This is a genomic window from Kribbella sp. NPDC050470 (assembly GCF_044458365.1).
Classification (GTDB): Bacteria; Actinomycetota; Actinomycetes; order Propionibacteriales; family Kribbellaceae; genus Kribbella.
In genome coordinates this window covers 419,991-442,325 of record NZ_JBITHV010000011.1, presented here as the reverse complement: position 1 = coordinate 442,325, position 22,335 = coordinate 419,991, and the positions used below count along the sequence as shown (strand labels likewise).

Annotated in this window: 17 protein-coding genes; 7 read left to right on the top strand and 10 right to left on the bottom strand. The window is 69.6% G+C overall.

The features are described 5' to 3' along the window. Window positions 1-20: 20 nt before the first annotated feature. On the bottom strand, window positions 21-1,205 hold the full coding sequence (locus tag ACIBGM_RS33475; RefSeq protein WP_360519942.1) for an endonuclease/exonuclease/phosphatase family protein: 1,185 nt from the start codon (window positions 1,203-1,205) through the stop codon (window positions 21-23). A gap of 134 nt (window positions 1,206-1,339) precedes the next feature. Here ACIBGM_RS33475 and ACIBGM_RS33470 point away from each other — a divergent pair, with 134 nt between their 5' ends. Further along, window positions 1,340-2,260: a 5'-3' exonuclease H3TH domain-containing protein gene (locus ACIBGM_RS33470; RefSeq protein ID WP_360520193.1), complete on the top strand. Its 921-nt coding sequence runs from the start codon at window positions 1,340-1,342 to the stop codon at window positions 2,258-2,260. Between the two features lie 115 nt (window positions 2,261-2,375). Then, window positions 2,376-3,569: a M20 family metallopeptidase gene (locus ACIBGM_RS33465; protein ID WP_396387799.1), complete on the top strand. Its 1,194-nt coding sequence runs from the start codon at window positions 2,376-2,378 to the stop codon at window positions 3,567-3,569. Here ACIBGM_RS33465 and ACIBGM_RS33460 read toward each other — a convergent pair. The 5 genes from ACIBGM_RS33460 to ACIBGM_RS33440 all read right to left on the bottom strand — a co-directional run bounded on the left by ACIBGM_RS33460 (window position 3,566) and on the right by ACIBGM_RS33440 (window position 9,068). After that, window positions 3,566-4,705 (bottom strand): MFS transporter, encoded by a 1,140-nt coding sequence (locus ACIBGM_RS33460; RefSeq protein WP_360519938.1) that lies wholly within the window; start codon window positions 4,703-4,705, stop codon window positions 3,566-3,568. The two genes, ACIBGM_RS33465 and ACIBGM_RS33460, sit on opposite strands and share 4 nt — an antisense overlap. After that, window positions 4,705-5,286, bottom strand: a complete 582-nt coding sequence (locus tag ACIBGM_RS33455; RefSeq protein ID WP_396387798.1) for a TetR/AcrR family transcriptional regulator — start codon at window positions 5,284-5,286, stop codon at window positions 4,705-4,707. Before ACIBGM_RS33455 ends, ACIBGM_RS33460 begins: the two co-directional genes overlap by 1 nt. 40 nt (window positions 5,287-5,326) lie before the next feature. Continuing rightward, a complete protein-coding gene (locus ACIBGM_RS33450) occupies window positions 5,327-6,259 on the bottom strand; it encodes a haloalkane dehalogenase (protein WP_396387797.1) in 933 nt (310 codons plus the stop codon). A gap of 126 nt (window positions 6,260-6,385) precedes the next feature. Beyond that, window positions 6,386-7,036 carry a response regulator transcription factor gene (locus tag ACIBGM_RS33445; protein WP_360519932.1) on the bottom strand — a complete coding sequence of 217 codons (651 nt, stop codon included), beginning with the start codon at window positions 7,034-7,036 and terminating at the stop codon, window positions 6,386-6,388. Beyond that, entirely contained in the window at window positions 7,029-9,068 is a 2,040-nt protein-coding gene (locus ACIBGM_RS33440; RefSeq protein ID WP_396387796.1) for a sensor histidine kinase, read from the bottom strand. The genes ACIBGM_RS33445 and ACIBGM_RS33440 overlap by 8 nt, the downstream gene beginning before the upstream one ends. A gap of 151 nt (window positions 9,069-9,219) precedes the next feature. Between ACIBGM_RS33440 and ACIBGM_RS33435 the strand changes: the two genes are divergently transcribed. Then, window positions 9,220-9,843 carry a hypothetical protein gene (locus ACIBGM_RS33435; RefSeq protein ID WP_360519928.1) on the top strand — a complete coding sequence of 208 codons (624 nt, stop codon included), beginning with the start codon at window positions 9,220-9,222 and terminating at the stop codon, window positions 9,841-9,843. 39 nt (window positions 9,844-9,882) lie between these two features. Here ACIBGM_RS33435 and ACIBGM_RS33430 read toward each other — a convergent pair whose 3' ends face one another. The 4 genes from ACIBGM_RS33430 to ACIBGM_RS33415 all read right to left on the bottom strand — a co-directional run bounded on the left by ACIBGM_RS33430 (window position 9,883) and on the right by ACIBGM_RS33415 (window position 15,216). Then, the gene (locus ACIBGM_RS33430; RefSeq protein WP_360519926.1) at window positions 9,883-11,928 is read right to left on the bottom strand and encodes an ABC transporter ATP-binding protein; all 2,046 of its coding nucleotides are present in this window, start codon (window positions 11,926-11,928) and stop codon (window positions 9,883-9,885) included. A 76-nt stretch (window positions 11,929-12,004) separates the two neighbouring features. Further along, a complete protein-coding gene (locus ACIBGM_RS33425; RefSeq protein ID WP_396387795.1) occupies window positions 12,005-13,738 on the bottom strand; it encodes an ABC transporter ATP-binding protein in 1,734 nt (577 codons plus the stop codon). Continuing rightward, window positions 13,738-14,403 (bottom strand): helix-turn-helix domain-containing protein, encoded by a 666-nt coding sequence (locus ACIBGM_RS33420; protein WP_360519922.1) that lies wholly within the window; start codon window positions 14,401-14,403, stop codon window positions 13,738-13,740. The genes ACIBGM_RS33425 and ACIBGM_RS33420 overlap by 1 nt, the downstream gene beginning before the upstream one ends. Window positions 14,404-14,445: 42 nt before the next feature. Next, on the bottom strand, window positions 14,446-15,216 hold the full coding sequence (locus tag ACIBGM_RS33415) for a TetR/AcrR family transcriptional regulator (protein ID WP_396387794.1): 771 nt from the start codon (window positions 15,214-15,216) through the stop codon (window positions 14,446-14,448). A 172-nt stretch (window positions 15,217-15,388) separates the two neighbouring features. Here ACIBGM_RS33415 and ACIBGM_RS33410 point away from each other — a divergent pair, with 172 nt between their 5' ends. From ACIBGM_RS33410 to ACIBGM_RS33395, 4 genes are all read left to right on the top strand, one after another. Further along, entirely contained in the window at window positions 15,389-17,275 is a 1,887-nt protein-coding gene (locus ACIBGM_RS33410; protein WP_396387816.1) for an ABC transporter ATP-binding protein, read from the top strand. A gap of 43 nt (window positions 17,276-17,318) precedes the next feature. Then, the gene (locus ACIBGM_RS33405; protein WP_396387793.1) at window positions 17,319-20,330 is read left to right on the top strand and encodes a DEAD/DEAH box helicase; all 3,012 of its coding nucleotides are present in this window, start codon (window positions 17,319-17,321) and stop codon (window positions 20,328-20,330) included. Then, the gene (locus ACIBGM_RS33400; protein WP_360519916.1) at window positions 20,327-21,490 is read left to right on the top strand and encodes a hypothetical protein; all 1,164 of its coding nucleotides are present in this window, start codon (window positions 20,327-20,329) and stop codon (window positions 21,488-21,490) included. Before ACIBGM_RS33405 ends, ACIBGM_RS33400 begins: the two co-directional genes overlap by 4 nt. A gap of 182 nt (window positions 21,491-21,672) precedes the next feature. Continuing rightward, window positions 21,673-22,161, top strand: coding sequence for an N-acetyltransferase (locus tag ACIBGM_RS33395; protein WP_360519914.1), 489 nt, complete (start codon window positions 21,673-21,675; stop codon window positions 22,159-22,161). The last annotated feature ends 174 nt before the right edge of the window (window positions 22,162-22,335 follow it).

Genomic DNA, 22,335 nt, shown 5'->3' with positions numbered 1-22,335 from the left:
GCGCCCGCCCGCAGACGTTCTCACCGGGACAGGGTCAGCACCACCCCGGCGTGGTCCGATGGCCAGAGCCCGGTGACCGGATCCTTGGCCGCGCTGGTGGCCCCGGTGACCTCCCCGGCGACGACCCGGACCTGTTCGCCGGGCGCCGGGCGGGCGAAGATCATGTCGATCCGGTGGTCGAACGACGGTGGCGCCGGTTCGTCGACGGTCTCGTTCAGGCCGGACGTCCACCCCTGCTCCGCAGGTCGCCAGGTCAGCCAGAGATCGGTGAACCCGCCCGGTCCGGTGATGAAGTTGTACGGCCCGTTGTGTGGCGTGCCGAGCGGATCGGTCGGTTTGACGGTGCTGTTCAGGGGATCGGAGTTGCAGTCGCAGCCGATGATCGTGGTCCGTCCGCGGTCGCCCGCCGGACCGCTCAGCATCTCCATCGCCTGGGCCAGGGCCAGGTCGGAGCTGAAGGCCTCCAGATGGGTGTTGACGAACCGGAACGACCGGCCCGACCCGTGCGCGACGTCGACCCAGTTGAAACCACGAATGGTCGTGGCCGGCAGACCCGCGACGTCGAGCACGAGCCGGGCGTCGTACTGTCCGCTGCCCGAGTCGATGACGCGGAGATTGCTGGAGGCCCGGAGCAGCACGACATCGCTGACCGTGAGTCGCACATCGCGCCCCTGGGTCGCCATACCTGTGAACGGGTTGCCGACGAAGGCGGGCGCCTCCACGTCGGACTCCCGCTGTACGACGACAGCCTTGTAAGGTACGCCGGCCTGGCGGAGATCCTGGAGGAGGATCGCCAGGAAGTCGTAGTCGACCGTTGTGGCGTTGAGCGCCCCCGGGCTTCCCGCGCCCGGCAGTTCGAGCGGCCCGTGCCGCCACAGCGCGACCTCCTGGACGCCGATCAGGTCCGGCTTCGCGCCGGCGATCTCCGCCGCGAGCAACTCGCTGCGGCGCGGGAAGTTCGTGCGGTCGACGATCTGCCGGGTGACGTGGTTCGCGTTGCCGAGCGCGACGAACGCCGCGGCCCCGGTGAGTCCGGCGGTGGCCCGGATCGGCCGCTGGATGTCCGCACCCAGGTAGATGTTGCGGGTCATCACGGTGACCGGCTTGTTCGGCTCGGCCAGGGCGGGAGCGGCGTGCAGCGGTACGGCGAGCAACGCCAACGCCGACGCGAGCCCGATCAATCTGGACGGCAACGACCTGTGCATGCGATCCCCTCCCCGGACACCCTGAACTGATCCTTGGGGCGTCGCGGCGTTCTGGCAAGGGCTCGTGGCGGTGATCGCGGTCTGTCGGAGGGCTGTGAAAGCATCACCCCATGGCTGAGACGGCGCAGCGCCTGATGCTGCTGGACACCGCGTCGCTGTACTTCCGCGCGTTCTTCGGCGTGCCGGACACGATGAAGGCCGCCGACGGGACGCCGACCAACGCGGTCCGCGGCCTGCTCGACTTCATCGCCCGGCTGACCGAGAACCACCGGCCGACCCACCTGGTCGCCTGCTGGGACGACAACTGGCGGCCGTCCTGGCGGGTCGCGCTGATCCCGTCGTACAAGGCGCAGCGGGTCGAGTTCGTCACCGCGAAGGGTGAGCAGGTCGAGGACGTGCCGGACCGGCTCGAGGTCCAGGTGCCCTACATCCGGGCCTGCTTGGAGGCGCTCGGGATCGCGGTCGTCGGCGCCGCGGACCACGAGGCGGACGACGTGATCGGCACGCTGTGCCACCAGGCGACCATGCCGGTGGACGTGGTCACCGGTGACCGCGACCTGTTCCAGCTCATCGACGACAGCCGCGGCATCCGCGTCGTCTACACCGCCGCACGCGGCGTCGGCCGGGCGGACGTGTACGACGAGAAGGCGCTGCTCGCCAAGTACGAGATCCCCGCCAACCGGTACGCCGACTTCGCCACGCTCCGCGGCGACGCCTCGGACGGCCTGCCCGGCGTCAAGGGCGTCGGTGAGAAGACGGCCGCCTCCCTCGTCACCGCGTACGGCGACCTGGACGGCATCCGCGCGGCGGCCGCCGACCCGAGCACACCGATGGCGCCGTCGGTGAAACGGAAGATCCTGGACGCGAGCGACTACCTCGATGTCGCCACGAAGGTCGTCGCGGTGGCCAAGGACGCCCCGGTCGGGACGTTCGACGCGACCATTCCGCACGAGGTGAAGGACCCCGAGCGCTGGCTCGACCTGGTCGAGCTCCTCGAGCTCGGCAGCAGCGCGCAACGCGTGATGTCCGCGCTGAAGCTGGGTCCCAAGGCATGACTGTGCTGATGCCGCGACTCCGTCGCGGCGGGTCATGGGGCTGGAACTCCCGGCCTTCCCTCGTCTCTCCGGTCGCTTCGCTCCCTCCGTTCCTCAGTCCAGGCCGGGAGGCCCCATGACCAGGCGCCAGCTCGCCGAGCAGTTCCGCGGTGAGATCGTCGAGTTGCGTCGTGCCCTGCATCAGGTCCCGGAGTACGACCTCGACCTGCCCAAGACGCAGCAGCTGGTCCTGAACGCGCTCGAGGGCCTGCCGCTCGAGATCACTCTCGGCAAGGAGCTGTCCTCGGTGACGGCCGTGCTGCGCGGCGGAGGTGGGCCAGGGCCGGTGGTGCTGCTGCGAGGCGACATGGACGCGCTCCCGGTCACCGAGCGGACCGCCGTTCCGTACATCTCCCAGCACCCCGGGATGATGCATGCCTGCGGCCACGACCTGCACGTTGCCGGCCTGGTCGGCGCGGCGAAGATACTGTCCGCGTTGAAGGACGAGCTCCCCGGCGACGTCGTGTTCATGTTCCAGCCTGGTGAAGAGACCAGCGGCGGCGCGCCGATCATGATCCGCGAAGGTGTCCTCGACGCGGCCGGACGGCGTGCGGACGCGGCGTACGGGCTGCATGTCGGGTCCGCCAACCAGCCGCTGGGGATGTGGAGCAGCAGGCCCGGCCCGTTCATGGCCGCGGCCGACCAGTTGCACGTCCGCGTCGTCGGCGCCGGCACGCACGGCGCGACGCCGTACCGCGGCAAGGACCCGATCCCGGTGCTCTGCGAGATCGTCGGCGCCTTGCAGGCCATGGTGACGCGGCAGTTCGACGTGTTCGACCCGGTCGTGCTCACCGTCGGGCGGATCGCGGGCGGGACGAAGGAGAACATCATCCCGGACGACGCGTTCTTCGACGCGACGGTCCGGACCTTCTCCGAGGCGGCCCGGACCAAGGTCCAGCAAGCCGCGACCCAGCTGGTCGAGGGGATGGCGGCCGCGCACGGGCTGACAGCCGAGGTGAAGTACCAGCTCGGCTACCCGGTGACGGTCAACAACGCCGCGGAGTACGAGTTCGCCCGGAGCACGATCGTCGACCTCTTCGGCGCCGACCGGTTCCGCGAGCGTCCCAATCCGCGGTGCGGCGCCGAGGACATGTCGTACGTCCTGCAAGAGGTCCCCGGCGTCTACCTCAACATCAGCGCCTGCCGGTCCGCCGACCCGGACGCCGCTCCCGACAACCACTCGCCGCTGGCCGACTTCGACGACTCGATCCTCCCGGACGCGTCCGCCCTGCTGGCCGAGCTCGCCGTACGACGCCTCGCCCGCGGCTAACCCGCCTTCGCGCGAGTCCAGGCCAGCGCGGACAGGCCGATGCCCAGCACCGTGGTCAGCGCCGCGGCGAGGTAGACCGTCGACAGCCCTGGCCCGCCGATCACGCGTCCGCCGAGCCACCCGGCGAAGGCGGCCGCGACCTGGTACGCCGAGGCGTTGACGGCAATCGCCAGCGTCGGCGCCGCGACTGCGGTGGCGAGGACGCGTGTCTGCATGCCCGGGATCACGGAGAAGCCGACCGCCCCCGCGGCGAAGACCAGGACCGCCGTCATCGTCGTGCCGGTGGTCATCCACAGCCCGAGGAAGATCGCGACGAGCACGGTCAAGGCACCGAGTTGTGACGGCAGCAGAGCACGATCGGCCAGCCAGCCGCCGACCAGGTTGCCGACCGTGGCGCCGACGCCGTACAGCAGCAGCATGGGAGCGATCGCGCCGGCGCCGAACGAGCTGACCTCGGTCAGCAGCGGCGAGAGGTAGGTGAACACCATCAAGAGCCCGATGTTGGCAACCGCGGTCACCGCGATCGCCAACTGCAGATCGCGGTGGCGGAAGGCAGCGAGCTCGGTGAGTGCACCACCTCGCGTCCCGGGCTGATCCGACGGCACGAGCCTGCTGACCAGCAACAGGCCGACCGCGCAGACGAGAGTGATCCCTCCGAAGGTGGCTCGCCAGCCGAAGGCGGCACCGATCCACGTGCCGAGCGGCGCACCGAGGATCATGGCCAGGTTCATGCCGAAGGCAAGCTTCGCGACTGTGGTGCCTTGCTTCTCCGGGGGTGCGGCGGAGACGGCGATCACGATGGCGTTGGCGAAGAAGGTCGAGGTGACCAGCGCGGTCACGATCCGCGCCGCGAACAGGACGCCGTACCCGGGAGCGAGCGCCGAGAGCAGGTTGCCGGCGACCGCGACGGCCAGCAGGGCGAGCACCACCGGCTTGCGTGGCCGACCTGCAGTGAGGGCCGTGAGCAACGGTCCCCCGACGATCATGCCGAGCGCGTACGCCGTCACGAGCAAGCCGGCGGCGGGGATCGACACCGCCAGGTCGTCGGCGACCGCGGGCAGGATCCCGGCCAGGACGAACTCGCCGGTGGTGACGCCGAAGACGCAGACCAGCAGTGCCGGCAGCGGGCCGCGCATCAGAGCGCTGCGACGGTGCCGTCGACCACGTCGAGCAGCGCCTGCCGGTCGTCGGTGACCTTGGCCAGCACGCGCAGGCCGTAGTACGCGCTCTGGAACATGCGAGCGACCTGCGTCGGCGACCGGTCCGCCGACAGCTCACCGGACTCCTGCCCGATCGTGATCAGGGCGACAAGTGCCTCCTCGAGGTCCTTGAACTGTCGATGGACCAGCCCGGCGACCTCGCCGGTCCGGCCGCTGGTCTCGGTCGCGGCGTTGAGGGCGAGGCAGCCACGCCGACCGGGATCGTTCAGGTCGAGCTCGACCATGCTGAGCATCAGGCTCCGCAGCCGGTCGCGAACCGAGCCGTCGGTGGGCGCCAGCTCGTCCAGCTGCTGTGCTGCGCGCGTGGCGGCGTACCGCTTGATCGCCTCTTCGTAGATCGCGTGCTTGCTCGCGTAGGCGTTGTAGAGACTCCCCCGCTGCAACCCGGTGCGCTCACACAGGTCCTGGGTCGTGGTCGCTTCGTACCCCTTCTCCCAGAACACGTCCATCGCCGCGTCGAGGACGGCACTGTCACTGAACTTCCGAGGTCTGGCCATGGCCCGACGCTAACCCATTCTTGACTGCTCAGTCAAAAACTCACCGAGTAGCCGCGATGAACGAGGTGATGGCCGCGGCGAACTCGGCCGGCCGGTCTTCCTGCACGAAGTGCGCGGCGTTCGGGATGGCGACGTGCGGCTGGCCCTGCGCCCCTGGGATGCGGCCGGACAACGCTTCATGGTTGCCGCGGCTCACGTGGTCCTGCGCGCTGAAGGCGCACAGGAACGGTGTCCGCAGCTTCTCCAGCACCTTCCACGCGTCCACGATCAGCGAGTTCGATTCGTCCTGGGCCGTGATCGGGATGAGTACGGCGAACCGGCGTACGCCGTGCAGGTACTCGTCGCCCGGGTACGGCGCGTCGTACGCCGCCCGCACGGCCGGTGCCAGCGCGGTCTGCGCGAAGCCGTCGACGATCAGGCCCGGCTGCAAGTCCCTGGTGCGCTGGGTGTACTGCAGCCACTCGGCGACGGACCGCCAGCCCGGGCCGAGGTCGCCGCCGCCGGCCCGGAGACCGGTGTTCGACGCGACCACACGACGGAAGCGGGTCGGGTTCTGCGCGAGCAGGAGCAGTCCGAGCGTCCCGCCCCAGTCGTGGCACACCAGGGTCACGTCTCGCAGCCCGAGGTGGTCGAACAGGGCCTCGCGCAGCCAGCGGACGTGGTTCGCGTAGGTGTAGGCGAACCGGTCGACCACCTTGTCCGACTTGCCGAAGCCGATCAGGTCGACGGCTACACAGCGATGCCCGGCCGCGACCAGGGGCGGGATGACGTGCCGGTACAGGTAGCTCCACGACGGGTTGCCGTGCAGCAGCACCACGGTCTCGCCCGATGCCTCTGCCGGATCGCTCGGGCGCTCGTCGACGTAATGCATCCGCACCACGTCGCCGGACCCATTGCCGAGCCTCACCTCTGCGTAGTGCGGCTCGAACGGGTAGTCCGGCAATTCCGCGAACCGCTCTTCAGGTGTACGCACCACCGTCATCATTTCGCTTCCCTTCTCTCAGTTGACGCGTCCTGAGAGGGAAAACGGCGGCCCGGTGTGACATCGCCGGGCCGGCTTGTGACGCAGCTCGCACCTAAGGTTGTCGTCAGCAACCCTTCAGTGACCCAGTCCAGCGTCGCGGGCCCGGATGATGGCCTCGGCGCGGTCGGCGACGTGCAGTTTGGCGAAGATGTTCGACACGTTGTTGCGGACCGTCTTCGGCGACAGGTAGAGCTCGGCGGCGATCTGAGCGTTGGAGCGGCCGGCCGCGACGAGGGCGAGGATCTCATGCTCGCGTGCGGTCAGCTGCGGGAACGGACTGCCGGGCGTCGCGGCCGGGGCGGCCGAGAAGAACTCGGCGACCCGGCGGGCGATGGCCGGGCCGAAAATCGCCTCGCCCTGCGCGACCGCGGTGATCGCGCGGACGATCTCGGCCTGGTTCGCGCCCTTCAGCAAGTAGCCGCGGGCCCCGGCGCGCATGGCGGCGAACAGGGTCTGGTCCTCCTCGGCCATCGTGAGTACGACGATGCCGATGTGCGGACTGTCCGCCGTGATGGCACGGGTCGCCTCGATCCCGTCCAGCCGCGGCATCTGCACGTCCATCACCACGACATCGGGCTGCAGCTCGCGCGCCCGATCCACGGCCTCCACGCCGTCGGCCGCCGTACCGACGACCTCGACGCCGTCCAGCGAGCCGAGCAACGCGGCCAGCCCGTCGCGGTAGACGGGATGGTCGTCGGCCAGCAGCACCCGCACCGGCTCAGCCATGGACGACCTCCGGTACGGCGTCCAACGGCAAGGTCACCTGGACGACGGTGCCACCACTCGCCGGGCACGTGACGCTGCAGACTCCGCCGAGCTCGGCGGCCCGTTCCCGCACCGACAGCATCCCCACGCCCGCCGCCACCTCCGCACCGATCCCGACTCCGTCATCGCTCACCGACAACTCCAACGCCGTCCCGTCCACCCGCAGCGTGATGTCACACCGGCTCGCTTCGGCGTGGCGGGCAACGTTCGTCAACGCCTCCGAGGCGATCCGGTACGCCGCCACCTCGACGCCGGCCGGCAACGGGCCGAGCGCATCCGCGTCGACCGACACAGCCAACCCGCCGAGCCGGAAGCGCTCTGCCTGCTGCTCGATCGCGCGTACCAGCCCGAGCTCGTCCAACGACGGCGGACGCAGGTCGTAGACCAGCCGCCGTACGTCGGCCAACGCGGCCGCAACCTCGGTCGTCGCCTGGTCGAGCATCCGATCGGCCTCCTCCGGCGCGGACTTCGCCAGGTTGCGGGCGGTCTCGATCCGCAGCGCGACCGCGCCGAGGCTCGGCCCCAGGCTGTCGTGCAGATCGCGGCGCAGCCGGCGGCGTTCCTCCTCGCGGGCGGCGACCAGGCGACTCCGGCTCTGCTGGAGCTCGGTGCTCAACTCACTGGCTCGCGCCGCCGCGGCCGCCTGCCTGACCAGATCACCGAGCAGTCGTTGGTCCCGCTCGGACAACGCCGTACCGCCGCCGGGAGAGAACACCAGCCGCCCGACCGGCTCACCGCGATAACCGACCGGCAGCGCGTGCAGCGGTTCCGACTCCCGTCCGTGCTCCACGATGGCGAACCCTTCGATCTCCACGCGGACGTACGGCAGCCGGAACGCCTCGGCCAGCGTGCGGGCGACCGCGCGGAGCTGCTCGTCCGGGTCGGCGGCCGACTCCAGCCGCTCGGCCAGCGTGGACATCGTGGCGTACGGGTCATCGCGTGAGCCCCGGACGAGGCGCCGTACCCATCGCCAGAGCCGGCTCCGCAGCGGTGCATAGACCACGGCAACGACCGCGATTGCGACCAGGGCGGCATCCCGCTCGCCGAGGACCCCACCGGCGATCGCGAACACAGCCAGGTCGACGCCGACCACGAGCACCGCGAGGACGCCGTACAGGAACGTCGCCGAGAGCAACCGATCCACGTCGTACAGGCGGTGCTTGGTGACCGCGACGACGATCGCGGCCGAGGTGAGCGCGATCGCCAGGCCGAACATGATCGCCGGGACCGCGGGCGGGTTCTCGAACGGGACGAGCAGCACGATCATGTCGACCAGCGCGGCCCACATCAGCCAGCGGATCTGCGCCCGCCGCTCCCGCGCGGCCGCCCGGTAGCGGTGCACGGTCACGGCGAACGGTACGACGAGACTCACGAGCACGGCCGTGTAGGCGACCTGCAGCAGCGGCTCCCAGACACCGTACGGCAGGTCGATGCTGAACGGGTCCAGTGACAGCTGGGTGATTTCGGGCGGTAGCGCGGCGTTGTGGTAGCGCTCCAAGGTCTCCATGGGCGCGACCAGCAGCAGAAGCGGGAGCAGCACGGTCAGCGCGAGGCTGACGATCGACAGCCACCGCCAGAGCCGAGCGGTGGGCAGCCTTCCATCCGGGAAGAGCAGGATCAGCAACGGCAACCCAAGCAGCAGGAACGCACCGAAGCGCGAGTAGAACCAGTACGCCGCCGACGCGCCGGGCAGCCCTGGAGACGTGTAGATCGCGTACGTCGCCCAGCTCGAGGCGAACCCGTCGATGATCCACAACAGGCCGGAGCCGGTCAGGATCCAGGCGATCGGGTGCCGCGGGAGACGCTGCAGGAGCAACAGACCGGGTATGAGCTGCGCGAGCCCGGACAGGGCGGCGGTCCAGCCCGCGTCCAGCTCGGCCGCGGGCGGAGGATCGGCGTTCCGGAGGTCGAGCGCCACCGTGGCAGCGACCAGCAGAAGCGCGGCTGCCCCGAGTACAGCCGGCCCCCATCCCCTCCGTGTGTCCTCCCCCACCGCTGCATTGTCACCCAGAGTGTGTCCCGCCGTCGCGGGTCAGCTGTCCCGTCCCGACTCGGGACACCGCCGGGGACCGCAGGCCCTGCCTCCCGGGTCGGCCGGCCCCGAAGACTCGTTGGCAAGACAAACCTCAGGGGGAGGAACTGCAATGACTACCACGCCTGCCAGGGCTCGCACCGACGTAGCACCGACGCTGCGCTCGACCACCGGCCCAGCAGAACGGTCGATCCGGCGACTGGGTCTGGGACTGACCGCGGGGACGCTGACGTGGGCCGCGAGCATCTTCGCGTTCACCACGGTGAACGACGGGGTGCCCGAGCGGATCGGGGACCTGACCGGGCTGGCGTTCCAGCTCGGCGTGTTCTGCCTGCTGGCGATCCAGTTCAAAACGCGCGCCACCGGCCGCTCACTCGTCCTGCTCAAGGTTGAGGCCGTCATCCTCGGGATCGCGAGCGTCTGGTCGCTGCTCCACGGGGTGCTGCCCGAGCCGCACCAGGACGCGGCCTGGCTGGTGCCGCTGGACATCTGCTGGCCGCTCTCGATGCTCGGAATGGCGGTGATCGCCGTGAAGATCGCCTTCGCCGGCCGCTGGCGCGGCGTACTCCGGTGGTGGCCCCTGATCGCCGAGAGCTGGGCGGTCGTGACGGTCCCGTCCATGATCCTCTTCGGCGACCAGGCCTCCCGCTGGGTAGGCGGTACGCACCTGCTGATCGGCTACGCCACCCTCGGCATCCTGATCGCCCTGAAGCCCCACCTCGTCGTCCCGAAGTAAGCCGAAGGGGGTGCCACTCGGTGGCACCCCCTTCAGCCATCAGACCCGGACTGCGCCGCCGGGTGGGGCGGCGGGCGCGGGGGCTTCCTGGTCGATGTCGACGACCGCTCCGCTGAACTGCGCGTTGTAGAGGCGGGCGTAGGCGCCGTCCACTGTGAGGAGCTCCTGATGGTTGCCCTGCTCGACGATCGCGCCGTCCTCCATGACCAGGATCAGGTCCGCGTCGCGGATCGTGGACAGGCGGTGGGCGATCACGAAGCTGGTCCGATCTGAGCGCAGGGCGGCCATCGCCCGTTGCACCAGCACCTCGGTGCGGGTGTCGACCGAGCTGGTCGCCTCGTCCAGGATCAGCAGCTGCGGGTCGGCCAGGAACGCCCTGGCGATGGTCAGCAGCTGCTTCTCACCGGCGCTGACGTTGCTGCCCTCCTCGTCGATCACCGTGTCGTACCCGTCCGGCAGGCTGTGGACGAACCGGTCGACGTACGTCGCCTTGGCCGCAGCGAGCATGTCCTCCTCGGTCGCGTTCAGGTTGCCGTACAGCAGGTTGTCCCGGATCGTGCCACCGAACAGCCAGGTGTCCTGCAGCACCATGCCGATCCGCGACCGCAGGTCGTACCGGGTCAGCTCGGTGATGTCGACGCCGTCCAGCGTGATCCGGCCGCCGTTCAGCTCGTAGAACCGCATGATCAGGTTGACCAGCGTGGTCTTGCCGGCCCCGGTCGGGCCGACGATCGCAACCGTCTGGCCGGGTTCGGCGACCAGGCTCAGGTCGGTGATCAGCGGCTTGTCCGGGTCGTACGAGAACGAGACGTGCTCGAACTCGACCCGGCCACGGGCGTCGGTGACCTTCTCCGGCGTCTCGTCGTCCGGCACCTGCTCCTTCGCGTCCAGCACCTCGAAGACCCGCTCGGCCGACGCCACCCCGGACTGCAGGAGGTTCGCCATCGAGGCCACCTGGGTGAGCGGCTGGGTGAACTGGCGCGAGTACTGGATGAACGCCTGGACGTCGCCCAGCGACATCGTGCCGGAGGCGACCCGCAGACCGCCGACCACCGCGATCACCACGTAGTTCAGGTTCCCGATGAACATCATCAGCGGCATGATCAGGCCGGAGATGAACTGCGCGCCGAACGCGGCCTGGTACAGCTCCTCGTTCTTCTTCGCGAAGTCCGCCTCGATCTCCTTCTGCCGGCCGAACACCTTGACCAGCTCGTGCCCGGTGAACGCCTCCTCGATCTGGCCGTTCAGCGCGCCGGTGTGCCGCCACTGCGCCACGAACCGGGTCTGCGACCGCTTCGCGATCGCCGCGGTCACGATCATCGAGATCGGGATCGTGACGAGCGCGATCAGCGCCAGCAGCGGCGAGACCACGAACATCATCGTCACCACGCCGATCACCGTCAGCAGCGAGGTGAGGAGCTGGCTCAACGTCTGCTGCAGGCTGGTCGAGATGTTGTCGATGTCGTTGGTCACCCGGCTCAGCAGCTCACCGCGCGGCGCGCCGTCGAAGTAGCTCAGCGGCAGCCGGTTGAGCTTGTCCTCCACCTCGGATCGCAGGTCGAAGATGGTGCGCTGGACGATCCCGTTCAGGATGTAGCCCTGCATCCAGGACAGCACGAACGACCCGGCGTACAGGCACAGCACCAGCAGCAGGACATTGCGCAGGGCATCGAAGTCGATGCCGACGCCGGGGATCAGGTCGATCCCCTGCAGCAGGTCGGCGAGCCGGCCGTTGCCGGAGGCCCGGGTCTGCTCGATCACCTGCTCCTTGCTCATTCCGCTCGGCAGCCCCTTGCCGATCGCGCCGGCGAAGATGATGTCGGTCGCCCGGCCGAGGATCTTCGGGCCGAGCACCGACAGCGTGACGCTGCCGATCGCGAGCAGGATGACGCCGAACACCTGGGTCCGGTGCGGGCGCAGCCGGGCCAGCAGCCGCTTCGCCGACGGCAGGAAGTCCAGCGACTTGTCCCCCGGGATCCCGCCGGGCGGCCCGAACGCCCGCCCGGTCGTCGGCCGCTCGGTCGCCTTCACCGTGGCCGGCCCCTGCCCATTGGGAGACGGCGGTGTCGTCTTCTCCTCGCTCATCGACGTCCTCGCTTCGCTCCGGGCGCCGATGAGGCTCGAGGCGCACTGTGCTCAATGGTGAACTCGCTCCGCTCCTTCACGCCGCCTCCTCCGCGGATCGCTGGGACTCGACGATCTCGACGTACGTCGGGCAGCTCTCGAGCAGCTCGTCATGCGTGCCGGTGCCGACGATCGCGCCGTCCTCGATCACGACGATCTGGTCGGCGTCCACGATCGTCGACACGCGTTGCGCCACGATCACCACGCATGCCTCGGCCGTGACCGGTCGCAGCGCTGCCCGCAACCGGGCGTCGGTGGCCAGGTCGAGAGCGGAGAACGAGTCGTCGAACAGGTAGATTTCCGGTTTGCGGACCAGCGCCCGGGCGATCGCGAGCCGCTGCCGCTGACCGCCGGACACGTTCGTGCCGCCCTGCGCGATCGGCGCGTCCAGCCCCTCCGCCATCGCCTCGACGAAGTCCTTGCCCTGGGCAATCTCCAGCGCCGTCCAGAGCTCCTCGTCTCCTGCGTCCGGGTTGCCGTAGCGCAGGTTGCTGGCGACGGTCCCAGAGAACAGGTACGGGCGTTGCGGCACCAGGCCGATCCGCTCCCACAGGGCCTCCGGCTCGATGTCGCGGACATCGATTCCATCCACCAGGACCCGGCCCGCGGTCGCGTCGAACAACCGGGGAACCAGCGACAGCAGCGTGGTCTTGCCGGCGCCGGTGCTGCCGATGATCGCAGTCGTCCGGCCCGGCGAGGCGACGAAGCTGATGTCGCGCAGCACCGGCTCGGCCGCGCCCGGATACTGGAACGAGGCGTTCTCGAAGACCAGCTGCCCGCGACCGGTGAAGGTCCGGATCGGGGTGACCGGCGGCCGCACCGAGGACTCGGTGTCGAGCACCTCGCCGATCCGGTCCGCGCACACCGAGGCGCGCGGCACCATGATCATCACGAACGTCGCCATCATCACCGAGAACAGGATCTGGATCAGGTAGCTCAGGAACGCGGTCAGCGCGCCGACCTCCATCGTCCCGTTCTCCACCCGGGAGGCGCCGAACCACAGCACCGCGATGCTGGACAGGTTCAGGATCAGCATCACCACCGGGAAGACCAGCGCCATCAGCCGGCCGGCCTTGATCGCGGTGTCGGTGAGGTTCTCGTTCGCCTCGCCGAACCGCTCCACCTCGTGCGGCTCGCGGACGAACGCGCGGACCACCCGGATCCCGGTGATCTGCTCGCGCAGCACCCGGTTCACGCCGTCGACGTTCTTCTGCATCCGGCGGAACTGCGGGACCATCCGGCTGGCGATGAAGCCGACCGACGCCGCCAGCAACGGCACCGCGACCGCCACCAGCCAGGACAGGCCGACGTCCTCGCGGACCGCCATCACCACGCCGCCGACCATCGTGATCGGCGCGGCCACCAACAGCGTGCAGGTGGTCACCACCAGCATCTGGATCTGGGTGACGTCGTTGGTGCTGCGGGAGATCAGCGTCGGCGCGCCGAACTGGTTCACCTCACGGGCGGAGAACTCCCCGACCCGGTGGAACACCGCGGAGCGCAGGTCCCGGCCCAGCAGCGCGGCCGTCTTGGCGCCGAAGTAGACGGCGAACACCGTGCAGATGATCTGCACCAGGCTGACGGCAAGCATCCAGCCGCCGGTCTCCATGATGTAGCCGGTGTCGCCCTTGGCCACGCCGTTGTCGATGATGTCGGCGTTCAGGCTGGGCAGGTAGAGGGAGGCGATCGTCCCGATCAGTTGCAGGACGACCACCATGGTCAGGTTTCCCGCGTACGGCCGCAGGTGCGTACGCAAGAGTCGCAATAACATCAGGCATCCCCAGAGTCGTTGGTGCGAGGGCCGTCGAGTGCGAGCTCGGCGACCTCACGGGCGGCCGGCCGGTCGCTGTCGCGCTGCCGAAGACCGTCGAGGGCGAAGTCGACGATCTCCTCGGCGGACAGCACCGTGCCGCCCGAAATCATTGGGTGGGTTGCCGAGAAGGTGATCAGCCCGATCCGGCGGACCACCTCCTCGGGCGGGAAGCGCAACTGGTCCGCGTCCGGCCGGAGCAGGTCGGCGAAGGCCAGGTTGGCCAGGTCGGACTGCCGTTTGCGGCGAGCCTCGTCGAACGCCGAGCCCTTGAACTCCGGCGGGCGCCGCATCCGCAGCGCGAACAACAGCTTGAAGACACTCCGCAGCCGGTTCTGGCTGATCTCGACGGCGGCAACCATCCGCTCCCGCAACGGCAGCGAGCGGTCGACCTGCTCCAGCGCGGTGATCAGGTCGGAGCTGTCGAACGCGGTCGCCATCGCCGCGTCGACGAGCGCGTCCTTGCTGCCGAAGGCACGGAAGATGGTGCCCTCGGCGATCCCGGCCGCCTCGGCGATCTGCTTGGTGCTCACCTCCACGCCGAACTCCTCGAGCAACGGCAGCGCAGCTTTGACGATGGCCGCGCGTCGCTCGTCCGGTGGCAGTGGGGTCGCTCGTGGTGTCACGCGTTCGAGGTTAACTGAGTGAGTACTCACTCACAACTACAATTACTCTTTCGGCCCAGACCGGTTCTCCACCAGCGCGGATACGCCGTCCAGGAGCCGCGCCAGACCGTACTCGAACGCATGATCGGAGTCGTACGGCGCCTCGAACTCATTCCCGACCGCGGTCCCGACCCGCGACGCGAGCGGGAACTTCTGCGCGTCGCCGATCTTGTCCAGGTGCGGCACGTGCGCCAGCCACCACTCCTTGTCGGTCATCCCCGACCGCTGGATCACCTGCCGCGCCTCCACCGCGGTCCGTACGGCGCCATGCACGTACCCGTTGACCAGGGCGACCGTGTCGTCCATCTCGATGTCGGTCAGGCCGATCCCCTCGACGACCGACAACTCGTACTCGTACTTCGCCATCACGTGCGGGCCGAGCGGTGGCCGGCTGATCGCGACCTGGAGCAGCCACGGGTGACGCAGGTACAGCTCGCGGTTCTCCCGGGCGACCTCGTCGAGCTTGGCGCGCCAGTCGCCGTCCACGTCGCGTCGCGGCAGCTCGCCGTACACGGTGTCGAGCATGACGTCGAGGAGCTCGGCCTTGCCCGGGACGTAGCGGTACAGCGTCATCGCGCCGACGCCGAGCTCGTCCGCGACCCGGCGCATCGACATGCCGCCGATCCCCTCGGCGTCGGCTATGCGCAGCGCGGCCTCGACGATGCCCTCGACGGTGAGCGCCGGCTTGGGTCCGCGGGTCGGCTGCCGGCGGCGGCGCCAGAGCAGCTCGAGGCTCCTCGCCGGGTCGCCGCTGCCGCTGTGCTCGGTATTCATGTGCGTGGCTCTCCCGGACCGGCTACAGTTACTTCGTACAGTGTACCCAGTTAGGTCCCGAGTTGACCTCAAGGATTATTGAGGTTCTAGCGTCGGAAACTGTCGGTGGTCCGCGAGATCATCGGCACTCCCCCGACCACCGAGCTGCCGGAGTCTCGCCGTGAGTATGGAAATGACCGCGTGGACGTCGATGTACCACGCGATGCACCGACAGGACGAGAAGCGACCCTTCTCGCGCGCGACGCTGAAACGGATCCTCGCGTTCGCGCGGCCGCACCGGCGCGCGCTGGTCATGTTCCTGCTGCTGAGTGTCGGCGCGGCGGTCCTCGCGGTCGCCACGCCGGTGCTGGCTGGGCGGGTGGTCGACGCGATCGTCGGTGGGGAGGCCGTCAGCACGGTGCTGTGGCTGGCCGTCCTGATCGCGATCATCGCCGTCGCCGAGGCCGGGCTGGGCCTGCTGACCCGGTGGCTGTCCGCGCGGATCGGTGAAGGGCTGATCCTCGACCTGCGCACCGCGGTGTTCGACCACATCCAGCGGATGCCGATCGCCTTCTTCACCCGCACCCGGACCGGTGCGCTGGTGTCGCGGCTCAACAACGACGTGATCGGCGCACAGCGCGCGTTCAGCGACACGCTCTCGGGCGTGGTCAGCAACCTCGTGATGCTGGTGCTGACGCTGGTCGTGATGCTGCGCGTGTCGTGGCAGATCACTCTGCTGGCGCTGGTGATCCTGCCGATCTTCGTCGTACCGGCGCGCCGGATCGGGAACCGGCTGGCCGCGCTGGAGCGCGAGGCCGCGAACTACAACGCCACGATGAGCACGCAGATGACCGAGCGGTTCTCCGCGCCGGGCGCGACGCTGGTCAAGCTGTTCGGCCGGCCGGCGCGGGAGTCGGCAGAGTTCGCGATCCGGGCGCGGCGGGTGCGGGACATCGGCGTGCGGACGGCGATGGTGCAGTGGGTCTTCGTGACCTCGCTGACGCTGGTGTCGGCGCTCGCGCTGGCCGTGGTCTACGGGCTGGGCGGGTTCTACGCGTTGCGCGACCAACTGGACGCGGGCGCCGTGGTGTCGATGGCGCTGCTTCTGACCCGGCTGTACTCACCGCTGACCGCGCTGGCGAGTGCGCGACTCGAGGTGATGACCGCGCTGGTCAGCTTCGAGCGGGTCTTCGAGGTGCTCGACCTCGAGCCGCTGATCAAGGACAAGCCGGACGCCGGGAAGGTGCCTGCCGGCCCGGTCTCGGTCGAGTTCTCGCACGTGCGCTTCGCGTACCCGTCGGCCGACAAGGTCTCGCTGGCGTCGCTCGAGGAGGTCGCGAAGCTCGACACCCGCGGTGGTGTCGAGGTGCTGCACGACGTATCGTTCCGCGCCGAGCCCGGTCAGGTGGTCGCGCTGGTCGGCTCGTCCGGCGCCGGCAAGTCGACGATCGCTCAGCTCATTCCGCGGTTGTACGACGTTGACTCCGGGTCGGTGAAGCTGGCAGGCGTCGACGTACGGGACGTGAGCGCGGAGTCGTTGCGGGAAACGCTCGGCATGGTGACTCAGGACGGGCACCTGTTCCACGACAGCATCCGGGAGAACCTGCTGCTCGCACGGCCGGAGGCAGCCGAGGACGAGCTGTGGGACGCGCTGTCTCGGGCCCGGTTGGGTGACCTGATCAGGTCGTTGCCGGATCAGCTGGACACGGTCGTCGGCGAGCGCGGGTACCGGTTGTCCGGTGGTGAGCGGCAGCGCTTGACGATCGCGCGGCTCCTGCTGGCGCAGCCGCGGGTCGTGATTCTCGACGAGGCGACCGCGGCGCTCGACTCGACCAACGAGGCTGCTGTCCAGGCGGCGCTCACCGAGGCGCTGGAAGGCCGGACCGCGGTGGTCATCGCGCACCGGCTGTCCACGATCCGTGCCGCAGACCAGATCCTCGTGATCGAGGCCGGGCAGATCGTGGAGCAGGGCACGCATGCGGATCTGCTGGCTGCGGGCGGTCGGTACGAGGAGCTGTACCGCACCCAGTTCGACCAGCCGGGCGCCGGTCCGACCGACGCGGAGGTGCTCACGGTCTGAGGTACGGCGGGATCCGGTGTCAGGAGTGCCATGAGCTAGGAGGGTGTTGGGGTTGGCGGTAGCGGGACAGCAGGAGCTGGCGGGTTGTGCGGTGGTCTTCAAACCGGCCGACCCGCCACGAGAAGGCCGAGTGTGCTTCTGGGACCCGGACGGCGGTGAGCTCCCACTCGGTGTCGGCGAGCAGACCCACCTCCAACTGGTCGTCGACTCCGAGCTGCGCTCGGTCCGCGCGATCGAGCTCCCGGTAGCGGAAGCCGTCCCGGTCCTCGGCCGCTGTCGCCAAGCCAGCGCCGCCCATCCCTCAGCAGCCTTCTGGGGCGGCGCCGCCCTGATCGCCCTCCAACTCGTCGCCCGAGGCAAGCTCCTCCCCGGCATCTCCCCCACCGGCCACGACGCCTGGCGAGTAGGCCCCCTCGACACCACCGACATCAACCGCGTGCTGTCGCTGGCCGAAGCCATGCCTCCTACTGCCCGATCCCTCCCCCTGGAACCACATCCCGGCCCGCCTGTCGGCAGCTCGACCGCAGGCGGCGCTCCCACCTCCCACCGGGTTGCTGGTGCCGCAGCCACCGAACCCGGTGCGTCCCCGACGGGCGGTGTCACCCGTGCTGCAACTGGCGATGCTTCCACGACGAGCGGTGTCGCCGGTGCTTCCACGACGGGCGGTGTCGCCGGTGCGGCGACCGGCGAGGTCGGTGGTTCGGGCTCCGGCGGGGTTGCTGGGGTGCGGTTGCCGGTGGCTGAGGAGTTGGTTCGCAGTTTTCTGGATGCCGTGGCGGATGGGATGCCTCGGTCGCCGGCTGCAGCCAAGGCTCACAAGACTCAGCTGTTCACCAGCACCAAGCCTCAGCGAGCCGATCGACTGCGGTCGTGGGCTGATGAGGTGGCAGTCGGGCTGGACAGTGGGGTTCGGATCTCGTTGCGGGTGGAGTTGCCGGAGACGATGGCGTTCCGGGCGGTTGTGCAGCTGCATAGCTTGCAGGATCCGACGCTGGTGCGGGATGCGGATGACGTGTGGGCGGAGGACGTCGCCGGGTTCGGGCCGCGGGCGCGGATCGACGCGACGCTCGCGATTCGGCGGGCCGGGCGGGTGTGGGCGCCGTTGGCCCGGCTGCTGGATTCCGCCGTACCGGATCGGATGGAGTTGTCCGACGAAGAGGTCGCTGACCTGCTCGCGGGCGGGGCGCAGCGCCTCGCCGCGGCCGGGGTCGACCTGCACTGGCCGCGCAGCCTGGGGCGAGCCCTCACCGCGCGCGCCGCGATCACCTCGTCGGACGGTCCGCCCAGCGATCTCCCGAGATTCTTCGGCGGCGACGCAACCCTCGACTTCAGCTGGCAGGTTGCGCTCGGCAACGACCCCCTGACCGCGGCCGAGATGGACCAGCTGGCCGAGGCGACCCGCCCGGTGGTCCGGCTGCGCGACCAGTGGATGCTGATCGACCCCGACCTGGCCCGCAAGGCCCGCGAGCGGATCCTCAAACCGGTGACCGCGATCGACGCACTCGGCGCCGCGCTCACCGGCAGCACCGAGATCGACGGCCGCCAGATCGCGGTCAAGCCGACCCAATGGCTCGAGGAGCTCCGCGCCCGGATCGCCGACCCCGACCGCGCCGACGAGCTCATCGAAGCGCCGGACAACCTGCGGGCCACCCTGCGCGACTACCAGCTCCGCGGCCTCCGCTGGCTGGCCCGGATGACTTCGCTCGGCCTCGGCGGCTGCCTCGCCGACGACATGGGTCTGGGCAAGACGATCACCCTCATCTCACTCCACCTCCACCGCCAGAACTCCCCCGACACCGCCGGCCCGACGCTCGTCGTCTGCCCGGCCTCGCTGCTCGGCAACTGGGAGCGCGAGGTCCAACGCTTCGCGCCGGGCACACCGGTACGCCGCTTCCACGGGTCGGCTCGGTCCCTCGACGGCGCCGATGACGGCTTCGTGCTGACGACGTACGGCACCTTGCGGCGAGACGCCGTACGGCTCGCTGCTCACCCCTGGGCGCTCGTCGTCGCGGACGAGGCGCAGCACGTAAAGAATCCATCGTCCAGTACGGCGAAGGCGCTGCGGACGGTGCCGTCGCAAGCACGAGTGGCTCTGACCGGTACGCCGGTGGAGAACAACCTCTCCGAGTTGTGGGCGATCCTCGACTGGACCACGCCCGGGCTGCTCGGCCGGCTCGGCACGTTCCGGAACCAGTGGGCCACGCCGATCGAAGCCGACAAGGACGAAGAGGTCGCCGAGCGGCTGGCCAAGCTCGTCCGCCCGTTCCTGCTCCGCCGGCGCAAGTCCGACCCGGGCATCGCGCCGGAGCTGCCGCCGAAGACCGAGACGGATCAGCCGGTCTCGCTCACCCGTGAGCAGGCTGTGTTGTACGAGGCAACGGTTCGCGAGCTGATGGCCGAGGTGCAGGCCAGCGACCGGATGGCGCGGCGCGGGCTGATCGTGAAGCTGCTGACCGGGCTGAAGCAGATCTGCAACCACCCGGCGCAGTACCTGAAGGAGAACGTCGAAGCCCGGCTGACCGGCCGCTCCGGCAAGCTCGAGCTGCTCGACGAGCTGCTCGAGACGATCGTGGCGGAGGACGGCGCCGTCCTCGTCTTCACGCAGTACGTCGCGATGGCGAGACTGCTCGAGCGGCATCTGGCCGACCGTGGCATCGGCACGCAGTTGCTGCACGGCGGGACGCCGGTGCCGAAGCGCGAGGAGATGGTCGAGCGGTTCCAGGCGGGCGACGTACCGGTGTTCCTGCTGTCGCTGAAGGCGGCCGGGACGGGGCTCAACCTGACCCGGGCCGATCACGTCGTGCACTACGACCGGTGGTGGAATCCGGCGGTCGAGGACCAGGCGACCGACCGGGCGTACCGGATCGGTCAGACCAAGCCGGTCCAGGTGCACCGGTTGATTGCCGAGGGCACCATCGAGGACCGGATCGCGGCCATGCTGGCGAGCAAACGCGAGCTGGCCGAGGCCGTCCTCGCGGGTGGCGAGGCTGCGCTGACCGAGCTGTCCGATGCCGAGCTGGCCGACCTGGTCGAGCTGCGAGGTGGGCTGCGATGACTGAGGCACGAGGGTTCCCGCCGTTCGAGGCGCAGCGGCGGAGCACGCGCGGACGGTCGTGGTGGGCGCGGGCGTGGGTGCAGGCGCTGGAGGACACATCGCTGGACTCGGACCAGCTGCGGAAGGGCCGGCGGTACGCGAACTCCGGGCAGGTCGGGACGATCACGATCAGCCCGGGGCGGATCGCGGCGACGGTCTACGCGCCCGAGGACACCTATGAAGCCGTCGTGACGGTCGACGAGTTGAGCGCGGACGAGTGGAGCCGCTTCCTCGACCAGGTCGCCGAACGCGCCGGTCACATCGCGGCGTTGCTGGACGGCGAGATGCCGCACGACCTGGTCGAGGCGGCGGCCGATGCCGGGGTGCCGCTGCTGCCGGGCATCGGGGATCTCGACTCCAACTGCACGTGTGACGGCTGGGAGCTGCCCTGCCAGCACGCCGCCGGCCTCTCCTACCAGGCGGCCTGGCTCCTCGACTCCGACCCCTTCGTCCTACTCCTCCTCCGCGGCCGCTCCCGAGAATCCCTCCTGAACCAACTCCAGAGCCGGAGTCAACCACCGGCCGCCGAGGTCCAGCAGCCGGGGCTGTCACCGGATCAGGTGCTTGGCACGTCGGTTGGTGCTTTGCCTGAGGTGCCTGGGTTGCCGGGGAAGGTGACGGTGGATGAGTTGGCGGTGAGTGGGATCGAGGTGCCGCAGGGGATGCCGCCGGGCACGTTGGCACTGCTGGTGCTTGATGCGTCTCGGCGAGCGCGGGCGCTGCTCAACGCGCTGCTGCACGGGACGCCGGAGCCGCAGGTGCTCGACGAGTGGCAGGACGGCGTACGCCTGGCCGCCGACTTCCCCGAGCTCGCCGACGCGCTCGCCGACGAGAAACTTGCTCTGGGCATCCAAGCCTGGAGGTACGGCGGCGCACCCGGCCTCGACGTGCTCGAACACACCTGGACCCCGGACCCGGCAGAGCTGGCCCGCGCCCGCACCGAGCTCACCGCCGCCGAGCTCACCGTCGAAATCCGCGACAACCGCATCACCGTCGGCGCCAACACCCAACTCCGACTGGACCACCACGGCCGCTGGCACCCCTACCACCGCATCGACAACACCTGGACCCCCACAGCCCCACCATCCACCGACCCACTGGCTGCGCTGACGGATTGGTAAAACCACGTGCACAGAACCACCCCGACCAGCTAACTTGTCCCCGACTTCGGAGTCTCGAGGAGGTGGGTTGATGACCGTGTCAGCGGGCGCTGTCGCGTGCGCGGCAGCCATTCCGGTCATCCAACTCACCTAGGGCCCCGTGACGCGGGGCCCCTTGCCCGAAAGGGATTCCGTTGTCCTTCATGTGGAAGACCCGAGCCGAGACGAGCGCGGAGATCGAGACCATCCGGGAGCTGACCCGGCAGGCGTTCGGGCGGCAGTTCGAGGTTGACTTCCTCGACGCGTTGCGTGCCGACCCGATCGCCTGGATCGACGGGCTGTCGTTCGTCGCGACGCACGACGACCGGCCGGTTGCGCATGCGTTGCTGACTCGCTGTCACGTCGGTGACGCACCGGTGCTGTCACTCGGGCCGGTGGCAGTGCTGCCGCCGTACCAGCGCAAAGGGGCCGGCAGCGCGGCCATCCGAGCGGCGCTCGACACGGCGCGTGATCGTGGTGAGCAGTCCGTGGTCGTGCTCGGGCACGCCGAGTACTACCCGCGGTTCGGCTTCCGGCAGGCCACCGAGTTCGGCATCCATCACCCCGAGTACGACGGGCCGAACCTGATGGCCCTGTCGCTCACCGGCGCCCCGCTGCCGCAAGGCGAGCTCCGCTATCCGGTGAACGCCTAGCCAACCCGCCCAGCCAACCCCTGGGGCCGCGAGACGGCCGCCGCGAGGGCGTGAACCACCCTCCGGCGGCCCGTCGGCGGTCGGCACTTGAACGTTCAGAACGAAGTACGGCCGGAACCGGTAAAAGGTTCACACAAACTCGCCGTTTCACTTGCGCACGTGCCTTGTATACAT